At 60.7% G+C, this 16,083-nt stretch carries 14 protein-coding genes and 4 pseudogenes; 4 read left to right on the top strand and 14 right to left on the bottom strand.

The window, feature by feature from the left end; genetic code table 11:
• Positions 1 to 21: 21 nt before the first annotated feature.
• The 12 genes and pseudogenes from AC0L7P_RS05660 to AC0L7P_RS05605 form a co-directional block, all read right to left on the bottom strand.
• Positions 22 to 534: pseudogene (locus tag AC0L7P_RS05660) on the bottom strand (DUF1523 family protein); the annotation flags it as partial.
• A 9-nt stretch (positions 535 to 543) separates the two neighbouring features.
• A complete protein-coding gene (locus AC0L7P_RS05655) occupies positions 544 to 813 on the bottom strand; it encodes a hypothetical protein (RefSeq protein WP_473434845.1) in 270 nt (89 codons plus the stop codon).
• Positions 810 to 2,171: a DUF6638 family protein gene (locus tag AC0L7P_RS05650; protein ID WP_473434844.1), complete on the bottom strand. Its 1,362-nt coding sequence runs from the start codon at positions 2,169 to 2,171 to the stop codon at positions 810 to 812. Before AC0L7P_RS05650 ends, AC0L7P_RS05655 begins: the two co-directional genes overlap by 4 nt.
• The gene (locus tag AC0L7P_RS05645) at positions 2,168 to 2,497 is read right to left on the bottom strand and encodes a hypothetical protein (protein ID WP_473434843.1); all 330 of its coding nucleotides are present in this window, start codon (positions 2,495 to 2,497) and stop codon (positions 2,168 to 2,170) included. The genes AC0L7P_RS05650 and AC0L7P_RS05645 overlap by 4 nt, the downstream gene beginning before the upstream one ends.
• On the bottom strand, positions 2,491 to 2,817 hold the full coding sequence (locus tag AC0L7P_RS05640) for a hypothetical protein (RefSeq protein ID WP_473434842.1): 327 nt from the start codon (positions 2,815 to 2,817) through the stop codon (positions 2,491 to 2,493). The genes AC0L7P_RS05645 and AC0L7P_RS05640 overlap by 7 nt, the downstream gene beginning before the upstream one ends.
• Complete coding sequence (locus AC0L7P_RS05635) at positions 2,817 to 3,140, bottom strand: hypothetical protein (RefSeq protein ID WP_473434841.1); 324 nt, start codon at positions 3,138 to 3,140, stop codon at positions 2,817 to 2,819. Before AC0L7P_RS05635 ends, AC0L7P_RS05640 begins: the two co-directional genes overlap by 1 nt.
• Positions 3,137 to 5,069: pseudogene (locus AC0L7P_RS05630) on the bottom strand (AAA family ATPase). The gene AC0L7P_RS05635 and the pseudogene AC0L7P_RS05630 overlap by 4 nt, the downstream one beginning before the upstream one ends.
• 58 nt (positions 5,070 to 5,127) lie before the next feature.
• Entirely contained in the window at positions 5,128 to 6,267 is a 1,140-nt protein-coding gene (locus AC0L7P_RS05625; protein WP_473434840.1) for a hypothetical protein, read from the bottom strand.
• A gap of 3 nt (positions 6,268 to 6,270) precedes the next feature.
• Complete coding sequence (locus AC0L7P_RS05620) at positions 6,271 to 7,347, bottom strand: hypothetical protein (protein ID WP_473434839.1); 1,077 nt, start codon at positions 7,345 to 7,347, stop codon at positions 6,271 to 6,273.
• A gap of 89 nt (positions 7,348 to 7,436) precedes the next feature.
• Positions 7,437 to 7,970: an HD domain-containing protein gene (locus AC0L7P_RS05615; protein ID WP_473434838.1), complete on the bottom strand. Its 534-nt coding sequence runs from the start codon at positions 7,968 to 7,970 to the stop codon at positions 7,437 to 7,439.
• Positions 7,971 to 8,112: 142 nt separating this feature from the next.
• A pseudogene (locus AC0L7P_RS05610) lies at positions 8,113 to 9,320 on the bottom strand (aminopeptidase P family protein).
• A gap of 129 nt (positions 9,321 to 9,449) precedes the next feature.
• The gene (locus AC0L7P_RS05605; protein ID WP_473434837.1) at positions 9,450 to 10,244 is read right to left on the bottom strand and encodes an alpha/beta hydrolase; all 795 of its coding nucleotides are present in this window, start codon (positions 10,242 to 10,244) and stop codon (positions 9,450 to 9,452) included.
• A gap of 104 nt (positions 10,245 to 10,348) precedes the next feature.
• Between AC0L7P_RS05605 and AC0L7P_RS05600 the strand changes: the two genes are divergently transcribed.
• Both AC0L7P_RS05600 and AC0L7P_RS05595 read left to right on the top strand, forming a co-directional pair.
• Positions 10,349 to 11,824, top strand: coding sequence for an NAD-dependent succinate-semialdehyde dehydrogenase (locus AC0L7P_RS05600; RefSeq protein WP_473434836.1), 1,476 nt, complete (start codon positions 10,349 to 10,351; stop codon positions 11,822 to 11,824).
• 139 nt (positions 11,825 to 11,963) lie between these two features.
• The gene (locus AC0L7P_RS05595) at positions 11,964 to 12,620 is read left to right on the top strand and encodes a MarC family protein (protein WP_473434835.1); all 657 of its coding nucleotides are present in this window, start codon (positions 11,964 to 11,966) and stop codon (positions 12,618 to 12,620) included.
• A gap of 10 nt (positions 12,621 to 12,630) precedes the next feature.
• Here AC0L7P_RS05595 and AC0L7P_RS05590 read toward each other — a convergent pair whose 3' ends face one another.
• Positions 12,631 to 12,867: an Lrp/AsnC ligand binding domain-containing protein gene (locus AC0L7P_RS05590; RefSeq protein ID WP_473434834.1), complete on the bottom strand. Its 237-nt coding sequence runs from the start codon at positions 12,865 to 12,867 to the stop codon at positions 12,631 to 12,633.
• A gap of 125 nt (positions 12,868 to 12,992) precedes the next feature.
• Here AC0L7P_RS05590 and AC0L7P_RS05585 point away from each other — a divergent pair, with 125 nt between their 5' ends.
• Both AC0L7P_RS05585 and AC0L7P_RS05580 read left to right on the top strand, forming a co-directional pair.
• Entirely contained in the window at positions 12,993 to 13,532 is a 540-nt protein-coding gene (locus tag AC0L7P_RS05585; RefSeq protein WP_473434833.1) for an RNA polymerase sigma factor, read from the top strand.
• Positions 13,529 to 15,415: pseudogene (locus AC0L7P_RS05580) on the top strand (vWA domain-containing protein). Before AC0L7P_RS05585 ends, AC0L7P_RS05580 begins: the two are co-directional and overlap by 4 nt.
• An 80-nt stretch (positions 15,416 to 15,495) precedes the next feature.
• Here the strand turns inward: AC0L7P_RS05580 and AC0L7P_RS05575 are convergent.
• Complete coding sequence (locus AC0L7P_RS05575; protein ID WP_473434832.1) at positions 15,496 to 15,960, bottom strand: Hsp20 family protein; 465 nt, start codon at positions 15,958 to 15,960, stop codon at positions 15,496 to 15,498.
• Positions 15,961 to 16,083 lie beyond the last annotated feature (123 nt).

Below are 16,083 nucleotides of genomic sequence, written 5' to 3'. Positions count from 1 at the left end.
GGTGCGTTCGCGGAATTGCAGCCACATCCGGCGTATCAACAACACCAGCACCAACAGGAAAACGAATATGGTGATGTTCAGCCAGGGAATAAGCCGCACATCAGGGCCATCGACCGGGCGCAAAGACACCGCGTTGGGAAAGATCGACAGGAATTCGTTGCGCCAGCCATAGTGGCGCACAGCCACCCATTGCGGTTTGTCGCGGGTCGAGATCATGTCGCTGGCTTCGGCCTGCAAATTCGATGAATCCAGCTTGAAATAGGGCGGCCAGCCCCACCCCGTGTCTTCGTTGCGATAAACGATAGGTTTGCCATTGGGGCGGATCGTTTCGATGAAACGCACATCCCGGTTCACCGTCGTGGGGTCGTTGCCCACGTCGGTCTGCGCCCAGAACAGGCTGTTTTCATTCACATCCACCCGGCGCACTTCGGTGTTGACGATGCGCACGATGTCGCGCTGGGGCATGGTGTAATGCAGGAATCCCCCGACCACGACGATCACCACGATCCAGAAGGTCCACTTTACATATCGCATCATCGTTCCTTACCAGTAATTGATCGCATAAATCAGCGTACCGATCACAATAACCGGCACAACATATACCCCGAGGATCAGCTTGCGCCGCACCGATCCGTCATATTCGGCCAGCCCGGCGCGCACATATTCCGCACGATCACCGCCAATCCCTTCTTCCTCCCAGCGTTTTTCAAGCCGCTCACGCCGCACCGAACGGGAATAGATCGACACCAGCACATATATGATACTGAGCACCACGAACCCCATCAGCCCCAACCGGGCAATCGCAAAGATCATTGCTGTCTCCTTACTGCGCCCCAGGGGCCAACCCGTTCGACCATGGCGCGTCGGTCGGGGACAGCCTTTGGCGTGACATCATCCATCCCCGGTTCGCCGCCGAACAGGGCGGCGCGGGTGCCGGCCTTGTCCACCTGATATTCCCGTTCCAGAAAATCGGCCACATATTGGCGCCGCTGATCGGGCCATGTGCGGTACAGTTTATAGAACAGTTCCTTATGGCAGATGAACAATTGCCGCACGTCCAGCGGCGCCAGTTCGGCCAAAAGCATATTCACCAGATCGCGGTCCGGCCCGGCAGCGGCGCGCAGGGTATAGAAATAGGCGGGGTGTTCGCTGGTGATCCGGGGCCATGTGCCGCCCCCCTCGACCCAGCGCAAAAGATCGCCAAGACCAAGAAAAGCGTCGGGCAAGGCACGCCCCAGCCGCCGCGCAATGGCGCGCAGATCGGTGCGGGTGGCGCCGCCCAGATCAATCTCAAGCGTCGCGGCCGCGTCAATCAGGATGAAATCCATCTTCTGGCGCAGGATCGCCACCGCGTCCACATTGCGCGCCTTGACGATAGGTTCGACCAGCGCGTTCTGTTCCAGCGTGCGGGCAATGGTGTTCGGCTGATCCAGCCCCATGACCGCGGCGCTTACCCCGTCATCAACCGTAAAGGCAGGCGGTGTCGCCGTGATCACAAACGGGGCATCCATGGTCTGGAAAACGTAAGAGCCACCGAAATGCGAGGTCCAGAAATCTCCATGGTCAAACTCCATCCGCTTCAACGTTACCGGGTTGCGGGTGACATCACCGGTGTGTTTGGCCAGTCCGATCATTTCGGCGATCAGCACATCATCCCACCAACCATCTTCGCGGGTGCGAAACAGGTCGATCTTTTCGGCCAGTTTGCGCGCGTCGGCCACATGCGAACCTGTGGTGTCCGCCTCGACCACGATCTTGCGGATGTCGAACAGGCGGGCGGGGCGCGAAATTTCAAACACCGAATTGGCCAATTCGCCCGCCACCGCATCACGGGCGGTCAACGCGAACAGCTCGCCTTCGTTGGTCTTGATAAAATCCACCAAAATCGGGCGGCTGGTGGAAAATGCCATGTTCAACAGCGGCGCGGTTTTCTGCTCCGTGCTCAGCAAGATGAACTGCCGGTTACAGCCGTTGGCGTTCAGATACTGATGATCGCCCAGCTCTTCGCCCACTTCCGGCGAATACCCCGACAGATCAATATGAAAATCCGCCAGCGCCGTCTGTTTGCCGGTGAGTTGTTTCAGCGCCCGGTTATAGCGTTCGATCAAAGCGGGCGACGACACCTCGACCAGCCCGCCAAACATCAGCCCCTTTTCGATCAGGCGTTTCATGTCGCCCCCTTCCCGCCCAACAGCATCCGCGCCCAGGTGATCGCAATGCCAAACCCCGCCAATTGCGCCCCGACCCAGCCAAACCACAAAACCGCACCCCACGGATCATGGTGTATCGCCGCCCGCACCTCGACCCCGTTCGATACGTAGATGCCCAGCGCCAAAACACCACCAAGTGCCAGCAACAAAACGGCGATCCCCGCCATGCGCGACAATACCGCCTGCCCCCGGCCCATGACCCAGCCCAGAACGGCCAGGCCGCCCACAGCCATCAGCGGCAGGGTTGTGGTGGCGGCCCAGACAACGGGCAAAGGTTCACTTACCATTCTTTCACTCTCCAACGGCGCGGCAGGGTCGATATGGTCAGCACAACAACCGGCGCCCAGATCAGCCCGGCCCACAGGCCAAGCCCAAGGAAATACCGCGCCGTCCCCCCCGGGGCCACCCCCAGCGCATCAATCACCCGACTGTCCTGTTGCCCATAGGCCCACAGGAAATATCCCGCCGAAATCAACGTCATCGCCACCGCCGACAGCCCGCCATTCACCACCAGCCACGCGCCGCCCTCGGGCAACACCCGGCCAAGGCCCAATGGCACGGCAATCGCGGCCAGCACGATCGCCAGAACCGGCAGAACCACCCCCATCACGCCTGTTCCCGATTGCGCCGCCGGGCCAGCGTGGTGAAAACGGCCAGAAAAATCGGCAACCAGATAAACGATGAAAACACCACGATGCCAAACGTCCGGCGCACATAAGCCTCGAACGGTTCAGGCCAGGGCAGCGGATCGGGGTTCATCACCGCAAACAACGCAAAGGCACAGATCGCACAGATCAGCACGCCCCCCACCAACGCCCGCCCATGGCCCAACGCACGGTAAACGCCCGGATCGGTGAAAAACGCCGCCACCCCCAGACTGACCACCACCGACGCGACAATCAGCGTGGCCCCGAACACCAGAACACTCATGCGCCCCTGCCCTCCAGATACCGCCGCTTGGCCTCTTCGCTCAGGCCGAAGTCACGCACCATATTGGCAATCGCCACCTCGTCGCTCTTGTCGGCATAGCGGAATTCACTGTCGGCATATCGGTTGATTTCCTGCACCACCATATCCACCGTGATCGGCTGTGCCATATCCCGGATCATCGCCAATTTGTCGCCGTAAGGTTTGAACAGGAACAGATCGGGGTTTTCCATCCATTCGTCGGGCAGCTCAAAATCCATCGCCCGCACCTTGACCGCATCGGTGATGTTCTTGATTGCGCGGCCGGTAAACCGGTGATCCGCCTCTTGGATCCCCTTCAGATATGTCCCCAGCTTGGCAATCGTATCCAGACGGCCCAGCCTGGCCTCCGTGCGCTCCCACACCTCGATCAACCCGTCCTCTTTCGGGCGACCGTGGCTGGCGAAACTGGCGGCGACCGCCTTTTTGATTTCCTGCGCCGCAAACAGATCATGATCGCCCACCGGGATCGCATGGTTCTTGCCCATCAACAGATGCAGAATGTCGATGTAATCCTCCCGCGTCTGCGGCCCGTCCACCAGAAACCGCGCCCCGGCCCTCTGGCGCAGGGCATCATCCACATTCTCGGGGTAATTCGAAAACATCCCAAAGGTGCAGTTCCCCCGCACCACCGTATTTGCCCCGGCAAAACTCTCCATCAACACAGCGGTGATCTCCAGCTGCCCGGATGAGCTCTGCCGATCACCGCGCTTGCCCGCCAGTTGATCAATATCGTCAATCGTGCCGAACCCGATCACCGACGGATCAATCATATTGTTGATAAAGGCCTTGGCGTTCTGCCCCGATTTCCCCTGATAGGAATCGATATTGTCGGTACTCAAGTTCTGATAGCGGAACGGATAGCCCGCCACCTCGCAATACCCCGAAATCAACCCCGCCATCATCTGGATCAGGGTGGTTTTCCCCGTCCCCGGCGCGCCATCGCCCATAAAGGTAAAGATAAACCCGCCCAATTCGGCAAAGGGGTTGATCCGCCGTTCGAAATCATAGGCCATCAACATCTTGGACAGCTTCATCGCCTGATATTTGGCGATATGGTTGCCCACCACCTCGTTGGGCTTCTTGAACGTCATGCTCAGGGCGCTGCCCCCGGCCCGGCGCGCGGGCGCAAATCCCTGAACGGTAAAATCATCCGCCTCAACCCGCCACGCCGCCGAGGTAAACGCCCCCAGCCCCGGCGCACTGCCCGCGCGCATTTCGACCCGCCCGATCAACGCCTCGCCAAAGGCCAGAACCGTGGCCACAAGGCGCGGCTCATCACTGGCAAAGGCGTGGATGTCCTGATCCAATTCCCACAACACACCATGCAAGGCCAGCGGCGCATTGTCGGTCAACACCTCCTCGACCTCGCCAATCTCCACCGTTGCCTCACCCGCATGGGCCGCCAAAAGAAACGTGGCCGCATTGGCAAACACCGACATGCACACCAATGCCTCCGCCGCCAGAAGATCCGAAAATTCGCCCTTGCGCGTGGCCGCCACCCCCGGCCAGATTATCCCGCTTCAGCGCATCCAACCCGGTGCGTTCGCAAAACTGCTCGCCCACCGCCAATGCAATCGCCAGCGCCCGGCGCATTCCCTGCAATACACTTGCCTGCAAGGGCGAGGGCAGACCATCATCGCCCACCCCCTCAATCCGCTCGATCAGCCGCACACCTTCGGGGCGCGCAGTCGACCGTGTCACCAGCCCCGGCGTGGTCGAGCGAAACCGCCGCCGCGTGCCAATCCCGGGCGAACGCTCTGCCGGGGCCTCGCCATGGCCCTCGGCCACCCGCGGCGTGTGATCAAACCCTTCCAGCATGGCCAAAGCCGCAGAATAATGCTTGCGGATATCCGCCTCGGGCAGTTCCATCTGATCGCCTGAAATGCTCACGAAACCCCCAGCTTTTTACTGACAAAAATACTCAAATTCCGACATCCACCAAACGCAGCTACCGATAACTCAGAACACGCCCCGCCGGCGACACCACGAATTTGCGAACCGAGGCAAAGCCGGGCGGGTTCATCTCGGCCAACACCTGATAGGGGCGCTGGGGCAGGATCACCGCGCGTTCGGTGCGGGTGGCGCCGGTATCGGCCCCGCGCCCGGCAAAAGGGTCAAGCGCGAAAATCTCGCGCTCCACGGTTGAAAACCACCCCTTGCGTTCGCTTTCCACCCGCTCGCTTTCCAGTTCCTCGATGGTCCAGGCCAGGCACCAATCCTGCCCCTCGGGCGCGCGGGCCTGTTCCAGAACATCGCGGATCGGCCCGCTTTGCCGGGTATAGGCCGCCGAATACATCGGTCCTACATGGATACGGCGCAGGCGTTTGGGGTGAAGATTGTCAAAATCCCCGTCAAACCCCTTGGCGATGGTCAGCAATTTCAGCCCGTCCATGGATTGCGCGATCAGATGCGCCTGAACGGCGGGCCAGCGGGTGGCGTCCTTGGGCAGTGATGTGTGCCCCGTGTCCTCAAGCTCCATCAGATAGATCACCGGCAGGTTCACCTGGCTGTCATAGACCGCCCAATGAACCAGAAACCGCCGCCGGTCATGCAAGCCATCCAGCCAGATCGTGCGCGGGTCATTCTGCGCCCAGAACAACCGTTGCTCCAACAGCGATTCGTAATACAGCCGCTGGGACATCGCGAATTGCAGCCGCGTGGGGATTTCGCGATCACCGATGATCTGGCTCAGCATCTGCTCGATCAATGCCGTGCGATCCGGGGTTGCCTCAAGATGGTGCGTGGCCTGGGCAAAATCGCTGCCCATGGTCAGCAACTCGCGAAACACCGGAAAACCGCTTTCGGTGGTGTCCATGGCAAGACTGCCAAGAAACGTACCGGTATCGCGCCCCGTCATCAGATATTTCATGCCCAGCGCACGAAACGTGCCGGCGATCCGTTCGATATAACCGCCAATAACCTGCACCTCGTTGCGGTCAAAGGTGCCCTCTACCTGCATTTCGGTGGCGACCCGGTCCAGGTGGGCCGTGATCGCTTCGAACTTTCTGAAATACCGGCGCACGATCTCGGTATCGGAAAGCCCCACGTGATCGCGGCTCAGATCCTTGCCTGTGATCACATCGCTCATGGCCTACTCGCCATACAGGTTCTTGTCGTGTTTATCGACGATCCCGGCAAAGCGGCGGGCAAAGCGTTCGTCCGCCTTGGCCTTTTGTTCCAATACCTTGCGGGCAAATACCATGTGATCTTCGTGGGCTTCCATCATATCGGCCATCCGGCTGTTGGTGGCCACACCGATCTGCGCCATGGCCGTCTGCGCCTCTTGATCCGTCTGCACGCCGATTTCGTTGATCCGGTGCGCCACATCCTGCTGCTGCGCCGTTTTCAGCGATTTGGTCAGGGCATCGTACAGCACCACACGTTGTTTCGTGTCGGTCTGCAATTTGTTGATCAGCACCATCTGTGTCGCCGCCTGATTTTGCAACGAATCCACCCAAGTTTTGCCCTTTTCGATATAGCGTTCAAGGGTTTGCGACTTGGCCAGCTTCACCTGCTCTTGCTGCACCATATCGTTATAGGCCTTGTTCAGGTCGGCCAGTTCAGTTTCCAGACGGGTGCGCGCGGCGGCGTCCTGTTCAACGCTGATCTTGTTTTCCAACTCGATCAGTTTCGGGTCCATGGCCAGAATTTCGGCCCGCAGCGACTCAAGCTCTCCCACGGTGAATTCACGCTCGTCCAGGGTTTCGCTCAGATTAACCTCAACCTTGGCTTTTTGTTCGTTCAGCACCGCCAACTGCCCTTCCAGCAGCTTGACGATGATGTCGGATTTTGAAATCAGATCCTGCAATTTGTCATCGACGCTGGCGGTGCGCATCCGCTCCTGCCGCATGGAATCGGATTTTCCCTCAGAGAATATCCCGACAAAACTCTCCCATCCCGTCTTGTCACGCATTTCGGCAAAGTCACGCGAAAATCCGGCGGTTACATCATCCAGCCCCATGATCAGCTCGGCGATGTTCGCGTTCATCATTTCGGTGTGAGCGTGAACATCGTCCAGGGTGGCGTTTTCAATGTCCACCGTGGCGTCGGTGCCTGCGGCCATTTTTGAACGGGCCGTTTCAATCCGGCTGGTCAGTTCGGAAATCTTGGATTGGGCTTCGGCCACCTGCGCCTGACTTTCGCGAACCTGAGATTCAAAATCGGCCATCTGGCCCTCCGTAATGTTACAAAGATTTACATAGGTATTTCCTTGAAGAATAGAAGGGCACAGGCACAGCGGCAAGCGTAGATGCACGATCAGCCAAGGCGAAGCCGCGCCATGGCAACCCTGCGGCGAAACTCGCTCAGCGCCGCGGGCGGCAGCGGCGCGGGCAGTGCATCAACCACCGAAACGCCCCAATCCACATAGGCCATCATCCGCGGCCGGGACCAGTTTTCGGGCGGCGACGCAACCAGCGCGCCGATGTTGGAGCATTTATCCGCCAGTTTCACCAGCGCCGCCTCGGGCGATTTTCCCGGGGCATTGGCAAGTTGGCACTGCTTTCGCTCGGGTTTCGGCAGGCTTTTGTCGTCGGTCAGTTCGGCCACGATTCCGGCGACCCGCGCGCCCATTTCCACCGTCAGATCAGCGGCGCTGAACGGGGGGCAATCCTCGACCGTATCGTGCAACCAGGCGGCGGCGATGGTGTCATTGTCGCCACCCCATGTGGCAACCAGCGCGGCAACTTCCTCCAGATGGATGATATAGGGTTCGCGCGCCGCGCCCTTGCGCATCTGCCCGTCGTGCAGCCGCCGTGCCAAAGCCTCGGCGCGTTCGATCGTGTCGTTCATGTCACCTCTCCTTGCCGGAGCCGACACCAGACGCACGCCGCGCCGGTCTCATGCCCGGCGCAAATATTCAGGGAAAACAGGGCAGCGAACACCGCCCCGCAGGTTCAGCTTGAAACAAAACATCGCGGGCGTCAACCGGCCCTTACACCACGTTGAAATCCGGGCCATAGGGATAGCCGGTGATATTTTCCGCGTCGTCATCGCCGATCACCAGAATATCATGCTCGCGGTATCCACCGGCACCGGGCATGCCCTCGGGCAGGGTCAGCATCGGTTCCATGCTGACGACCATACCGGGGGTCAGTACGGTATCCACATCCTCGCGCAGTTCCAGTCCCGCCTCGCGGCCATAATAGTGCGACAGGATGCCAAACGAATGGCCATAGCCAAAGCTGCGGTATTGCAACAGATCGCGACTGGCAAAGAAATCGTTAATCGCGTGAGTGATGCCCGAACAGGTGGCTCCCGGCTTGATCAGGGAAATGCCCAATTCATGGGCCGCGACGTTCGCCTGCCAGATTTTCAGGCTGGCGTCGTCCACTTCGCCCACGAACAACGTCCGTTCCAAGGCGGTGTAATACCCCGAAATCATCGGAAAGCAGTTGAGCGACAGGATATCGCCCCGCTTCAGCCTGCGGGCCGTGACAGGATTATGGGCACCATCGGTGTTCAGCCCCGACTGAAACCACACCCATGTGTCGCGGTATTCGGCATCGGGGAACCGCTGTGCGATTTCCAGCTCCATGGCATTCCGTCCGGCCATGGCGACATCAATCTCGCGCGCGCCTTCGCGCACCGCATCCCTGATTGCATACCCCCCACATCGGCCACCGCCGCCCCGGCGCGGATCAGATCGATCTCGGCGGCGGATTTGACCATGCGCTGTGCCATGCAGGCGGGGGCGATATCGATCATGCGTTCGGGCGACAGCATGCCTTGCATCGCCTGATGCTGGGTCAGCGTCATATGATCGCCCTCATACCCCAGAACCACACCGCTGCCGGTCACAGACCGCACGGCGCGCCAGAAATTATCGCCCTGCCAGTCCGTATAGGTGATCGCCGTGGCAAAGGATCGCCGCCAGGGTTGCCCGGCATCGATGCCCGCCGAAATCACCACACAATCTGTCGCGGTCACAACCAACCCGTAGGGGCGGCCAAAGCTGCAATAAAGAAAGCCCGAATAATAGGCGATGTTGTGCATCGAGGTGAACACGGCAGCCGCGATTCCGCGTTCGGCCAGATTGGCCCGCAACCGCGCCAGCCGCGCCTCATATTCGGCACCGGCAAACGGCAAAGCTGCCTTGTTGCCATTTTCGAATGTCAGAAATTCCGTGCGTGTATCGGTCATGCGTCATACCTCCTGACCTGAAGTCCCGGCGTTCAGGACGGATCAGAGCGGTATCGGAACGACGCCATCATTCCCGCTGCTTTGGCACTTAACCCTCTGGGCGCGGCCAATCAAGGGGCCATGGCGCGCTCAGGCCAAAACGGCATTTGTCAGCGCGCTGTCAGGCAATTCCAGCGCCTCGATCACATCGAAATGGTGGCGCCCCGGTTCGATGTGCAGGCGCGCATTTGGCCAGGCATCAGCCAGCCAGCGCGCCTGATCAATGAACACCGGGCGTTCATCGCCGCCCACCCATGCCGTTACCGGAACATCGCGAATGTCGCGCATCAAACGGGGGCTTTCGGCCTCGGCCGCTGCCATGTCGAGGTTGAAATCGGCATTCATCGCGGTGTCGATCAGCGGGCGCAAATCCACGACCGGCGATATGGGCACACAATTCACCACCCGCGCCTCGGCCCGGCCCAGATCGACATCGCGGCACAGCATCCGCGCCACCAGATGCCCCCCCGCCGAATGGCCGGTCAGGCGGATCGGCCCCTCTGTCGCCTCGGCGATCACCCGCAGGGCTGTGGCAATTTCCTGCGTGATCCCGGCAATCCGCGCCTGCGGGGCCAATGTGTAAGACGGTATCGCCACCACATAGCCCCGCGCCAGCGCCCCCGCCGCCAGATGCGACCATGAGGTGCGGTCAAACATCCGCCAATATCCCCCATGCACAAACACCACGACACCCTTGGCGGCGGTTTCAGGCAAAAACATATCGTACTGCTGGCGCGCCCCCGGCCCATAGGGTTGATCCAGCAAGGCCCGCCCCTGCGCCGACAACCCCGCGCGAAACGCTTTGGCCGCAGCGGCCCATTTCGCCGGATAGGCGATGGCGCCGGGAATGAAATCTCCGTTGGCATAGGCAATATCGTTGGACATGTCGGAACCCTCTGTGTGCAGGATCGGTTATAACTGGACAATCCGCCGGGTCACATGATTTGTCATGTCAAACCCGCGAACCTGCCCCAGACGGAGTGCTTGTCATGCTCGATTCCACCACCAACCTGTCCGACCTTCTGACCGATCCCGCCCTTCTGGTCACCCGTGCCTATCTGGCCGGCGACTGGGCCGACGGCGCGGGTGGCAAGACGTTCGATGTCACCAACCCCGCGCGGGGCGATGTGATTGCCAGCGTCGCCGATCTGAACCGTTCCCAATGTGCCGATGCCATCGAAAAGGCCCGTCTGGCGCAAAAGGAATGGGCCGCGCGCACCGCCAAGGACCGCGCCAACATCCTGCGCAAATGGTTCGACCTGATGATCGAACACGCCGATGATCTGGCCACCATCCTGACCGCCGAACAGGGCAAACCACTGGCCGAGGCCAAGGGCGAGGTTCTCTATGGCGCGTCCTTCATCGAATGGTTCGCGGAAGAGGCAAAACGGGTCTACGGCGAAACAATTCCCGGCCACCAGCCCGACAAACGAATCATGGTGATGAAACAGCCCATCGGCGTTTGTGCCGCGATCACGCCGTGGAATTTCCCCAACGCCATGATCACCCGCAAGGTGGCCCCTGCCCTTGCCGCAGGCTGTGCCATGGTGGTGCGCCCGCCCTCGCTGACCCCGCTGTCGGCCCTGGCATTGGGCGTTCTAGCCGATCGCGCGGGCCTGCCCAAGGGCATCCTGTCGATCCTCCCCTCGTCCTCCAGTTCGGAAATCGGCAAGGAATTCTGCGAAAACCCCACTGTGCGCAAGCTGACCTTCACCGGGTCCACCGAAGTGGGGCGTATCCTGCTGGCACAGGCCGCCGATCAGGTGATGAAATGTTCGATGGAGCTGGGCGGCAATGCGCCCTTCATCGTGTTCGACGACGCAGATCTTGACGCCGCAGTGGAGGGCGCGATGATGTGCAAATTCCGCAACAACGGCCAAACCTGCGTCTGCGCCAACCGGATCTATGTGCAATCCGGGGTTTACGACGCCTTCGCCACCAAACTGGCCGCCGCATTGGCAAAGAAAACCGTGGGGGACGGGCTGAAGGGCGCCGACCTTGGCCCGCTGATTGAAATGAGCGCGGTGGAAAAGGTGCAGGACCACATCAAGGATGCACTGGCCAAAGGCGCCAAGCTACAGACCGGCGGCGCGCCGCACGATCTGGGCGGGATGTTCTTTCAACCCACCATCCTGACCGGCGTGACCCAGGACATGGCCGTGGCCACCGAAGAAACCTTTGGCCCCCTCGCGCCCCTGTTCCGCTTTGACGACGTGGACCGCGTGATCGACATGGCCAACGACACGATCTTTGGTCTGGCCGCCTATTTTTACGCAAACGACCTGTCCAACGTCTATAAGGTGGCCGAGGCGCTGGAATATGGCATCGTCGGCGTGAACACCGGCATCATCTCAACCGAAGTGGCCCCTTTTGGTGGCGTCAAACAATCGGGCCTTGGCCGCGAAGGCAGCCACCACGGCATCGACGATTACCTTGAGATGAAATACGTCTGCCTGTCGGTATAACCGAAGCACCAGAAATCAAATGCCGGGCAAAGCCGCTGGAAATTGCGGTTTCGCCCGGCCCGTTCCCATGACATAATCCACCCCGTCGCGGCCCTGTTCCGGGGTCGCAATTCCATATCTCATTTTCAAGGACAGCCATGTGAACTGGGCGGACATTCTGCGCGAATTTGTAACACTTCTGGTCGTTATTGATCCGGTCGGCTCTATTCCTGTATTCCTGTTTGCAGTCGCCAATGTGCCACGCACGCTGCACCGCAGCTTTGCGGTACGCGCAGTGGCCATCGCCACCGCCGTACTGTTGGCATTTCTGATTGGCGGGCAGTATATTCTTGAAATTCTCGGCCTGCGCCTTGGATCGTTTCAGATTGCCGGCGGTATCATCCTGTTCCTGTTCGCCCTGACGATGATCTTTGGCAATTCCAAGCCCGACCTCGAAATCGAAGAGGCCGAGCGCGATCATCTGGCCGGTGCCGTCTTTCCTCTTGCCATGCCTTCCATCGCCTCGCCCGGCGCGATGCTCGCGGTTGTGGTTCTGACCGACAACCACAATCAAACCATCGCAGAACAGGCCCTGACCGGCGGGCTTCTGGTGCTGGTGATGATCCTGACGCTGTGCCTGTTGCTCGTTGCCACGCTGGTCTATCGCGTTATCGGCAAAACGGGTGCCAGCGTGATCAGCCGCGTCATGGGAATCGTACTGGCAACGATTGCGGTGGATTCCATCCTCGGCGGATTTGATACCCTGCACCTCATCGACGTGGCCGAAACCCCGCCAATATCTTCGGCCATCGAATAATGCCCTAGCGTCAAAACGCCTTGAACGTCAGGGTTGTCAACGTCCGCTCCACGCCCTTGATGGTGCGGACGTTGTCGTTGATGAACAGCCCGATATCGGCCTCTTTGGGGATATACATCTTCAGCAGCAGATCGAATTCGCCGCTGGTGGAATACAGCTCGGAATGCAACTCGCGCAGCACGATTTCATCGGCAACGCGGTAGGTTTCACCGGGGACACATCTGATCTGGACAAACACGCATTCCATGGGCCGTACTCCTCTTTGCGCGCAGTATGGACCGGCCCCGCGCCCGCGCGCCAGACCCCATGCAAAAAATTCCCCCGCCCCGCCAAGGATTGACCACCGCCACCCGTCATATGAGGGTGATACACATGAACCCATCGGATGAGGATATGGCCCACAGGGCTGCGAACGGCGATGGTGCCGCCTTTGCCGCCCTGCTTGAGCGGCGCTATGACACCCTGTTCGCCCTGTGTTTCCGCCTGACCGGAAACCGCGCCGAAGCCGAGGATCTGACACAGGACATATGTGTCACCCTGCCCGCCCGCTTGGCACGGTTTCACGGGCAGGCCCGGTTCACCACCTGGCTCTACCGGGTGGCGGTGAACGCGGCTCACGATCGGCGCCGCCGTCACGCCAGCCACGCCAGGGCCGCCACCGGATGGGGCGATTGGGAACAGGCCCGACAGGCCGATATGAACGACGCAGCCGAACGGCAGGATTGGCTCTATCACACCATGGCCCATCTGCCCGCTGATCTGCGCGACACCCTGGCGCTGACCATGGACGACGAGATGACCCACGCCGAGGCCGCCCAGGTGTTGGGTATCTCCGAAGGCACCATAAGCTGGCGCTTGTCCGAGGTGCGCAAACGCCTGCGCGATCTGGCCCAACAGGAGGGCGCGATATGACCGACCCGCTGAACGATCTGAAATCTGCCATGGCGCGCGCCACCCCCGCGCCCGACGCCACGCGCCGCGCCCGCATTCTGGCCGAGGCGCAAAAAATTTCGACACGACCCAAGGATCGGCAAACACCGCGCGTCCTATTCATGACCGCCCCAAGGGATGGGCGGTGTTATGGACAGGAGCCAGACAGATGTTTTCCACCCTCACCCGCCCCGTTCCCCTGACCGCGACAACCGCGCTGGTTGCCGCTGCCGTGTTTGTGGCGCTGCCAAACACCCGCGACATGCTGCGCCCAGGCGCGTCCCCCGACACCCTGCAACGGCAGGAAGAAACCGCCGACCGCGCCATGAGTGACGCCCCCATGGCCGAACCCGCAACCGCAGCGCCGCCGCCACCGTCGCCCGCCCCCAGCCTTGCCGCCAAACGCGCGCGCCCCGCCGCCGATGCCTATCTTGGTGGTGTGGTCAGCAAACCACCCGCCGCAGTCCCCGAGCCAAACACCGAAGCCTATGCCAATGCAAACCCGAACCCCGTGAAACCCGTCAGCGACCAACCGGTTTCCACCTTTTCGGTCGATGTGGACACGGCCAGTTATGCCGTCGTGCGCCAATCCATCATGTCCGGCACCCTGCCCCCCCGATGCCGTCCGGGTCGAGGAAATGATCAACTATTTCCCCTACGATTACCCGGCCCCCGCCACCGGCACCGCCTTTCGCCCCACGGTCAGCCTGATGCAAACCCCCTGGAACGCCGGCACGCAACTGCTGCGCATCGGGCTTCAGGGCGCGCTGCCGCCACTGGCAGATCGCCCGCCCCTCAATCTGGTGTTCCTGATCGACACTTCCGGCTCGATGAATGACCAGAACAAATTGCCCCTGCTGATCCAGTCGTTCCGCCTGATGCTGGCACAACTGCGCCCCGATGATGAGGTGGCCATCGTCACCTATGCCGGATCAGCCGGCCAGGTGCTTGACCCGACACCGGCCGGGGACCGCTCCACCATCCTCGCAGCCCTCGACCGGCTTTCGGCGGGCGGCTCCACCGCCGGGCAGGAAGGGCTGCAACAGGCCTACGCCACGGCAGCGCAAATGACAAAATACGGCGAGGTCAGCCGCGTCATTCTGGCCACCGATGGCGATTTCAACGTCGGCCTGTCCGACCCACAATCGCTGAAATCCTACATCGCCGACAAACGCGACAGTGGCATTTATCTTTCCGTGCTCGGCTTTGGGCGGGGCAACCTCGACGATGCCACGATGCAGGCCCTGGCCCAGAACGGCAACGGGCAGGCCGCCTATATCGACACGCTGTCCGAGGCGCAAAAAGTGCTGGTCGATCAACTGACCGGCGCGCTGTTTCCCATTGCCGATGACGTGAAAATACAGGTCGAATTCAACCCGGCGGCAGTGACCGAATACCGCCTGATCGGCTATGAAACCCGCGCCCTGCGGCGCGAGGATTTCAACAACGATGCGGTGGATGCAGGCGAAATCGGCGCCGGGCATCAAGTGACCGCGCTCTACGAAATCACCCCCGTCGGATCACCCGCCACCCTGAACGATCCCCTGCGTTATGGCGCCGAAACGCCGGGCGCCCCCAGCGGCGAACTGGCCTTTCTGCGCCTGCGCGCCAAGGCACCGGGAACCAACAAAAGCACCCTGACGGAACTGGCAATCCCCGAAACCCTCACCACCGGTGATACCGACGCAAGGTTTGCCGCCGCCATCGCCGGGTTCGGGCAGTTGCTGCGCGGGTCCGATTATCTGGGCGACTGGGATATGAAAGATGCCATCGCCCTGGCACATGGCGCCTTGGGCGAAGATGCGTTCGGATATCGCCACGAAGCGGTCAGCCTGATGCGCCTGGCCGACAGCATGAAAAACTGACGCCTGGCTTTTTACTGATAAAAATACTCAAAAAAGGCGCGCCACCTGGCGCGCCTTCAATCTTCACTAAGGTCGGAAAATCAGACCGCAGCCTTTTCAACCGCCTTGCGTTCAACAGTATCGCCCTTGGCAATCTCGATGCGGCGGGGTTTCAGCGCCTCGGGTACTTCGCGTACCAGATCAATATGCAGCATCCCGTCCACATGGGACGCAGCCGTCACGCGCACATGATCGGCCAGATGGAACCGGCGCTCGAACGCGCGGGTGGCGATCCCACGGTGAAGATAGGTGCGCGGTGTCTCTTCAGTCGATTTGCGGGCAGACACGATAAGGGCGTTTTCGCGCACTTCAACGGTCAGATCCTGTTCGGAAAATCCGGCGGCGGCGATCGAAATACGCCATCCATCTTCGGCGGTCTTTTCAATGTTATAGGGCGGATAGCTCTGCGCGCCGACATTGTCGGTCAAAACGCGGTCCATCAGATCGGCCACCTGGTCAAATCCGACAGTGGCACGATAAAGCGGGGCAAGATCAAAGGTTCGCATGGGTCATCCTTCCAAAAGCGACAACATTTTAAAGCCCTCCCAGCGGGGACGGGCCGATGTGCCGGGCCCGTATTGGCGCCCGGTAACGCTTAGGTAGGCAGGGAATCCGACGGTTCAAGCCCC

It is taken from the genome of Oceaniglobus sp. K40-3, from assembly GCF_055808395.1.
The sequence above is the reverse complement of the archived record's forward strand: the minus strand, read 5'-3'. Positions and strand labels throughout refer to the sequence as shown.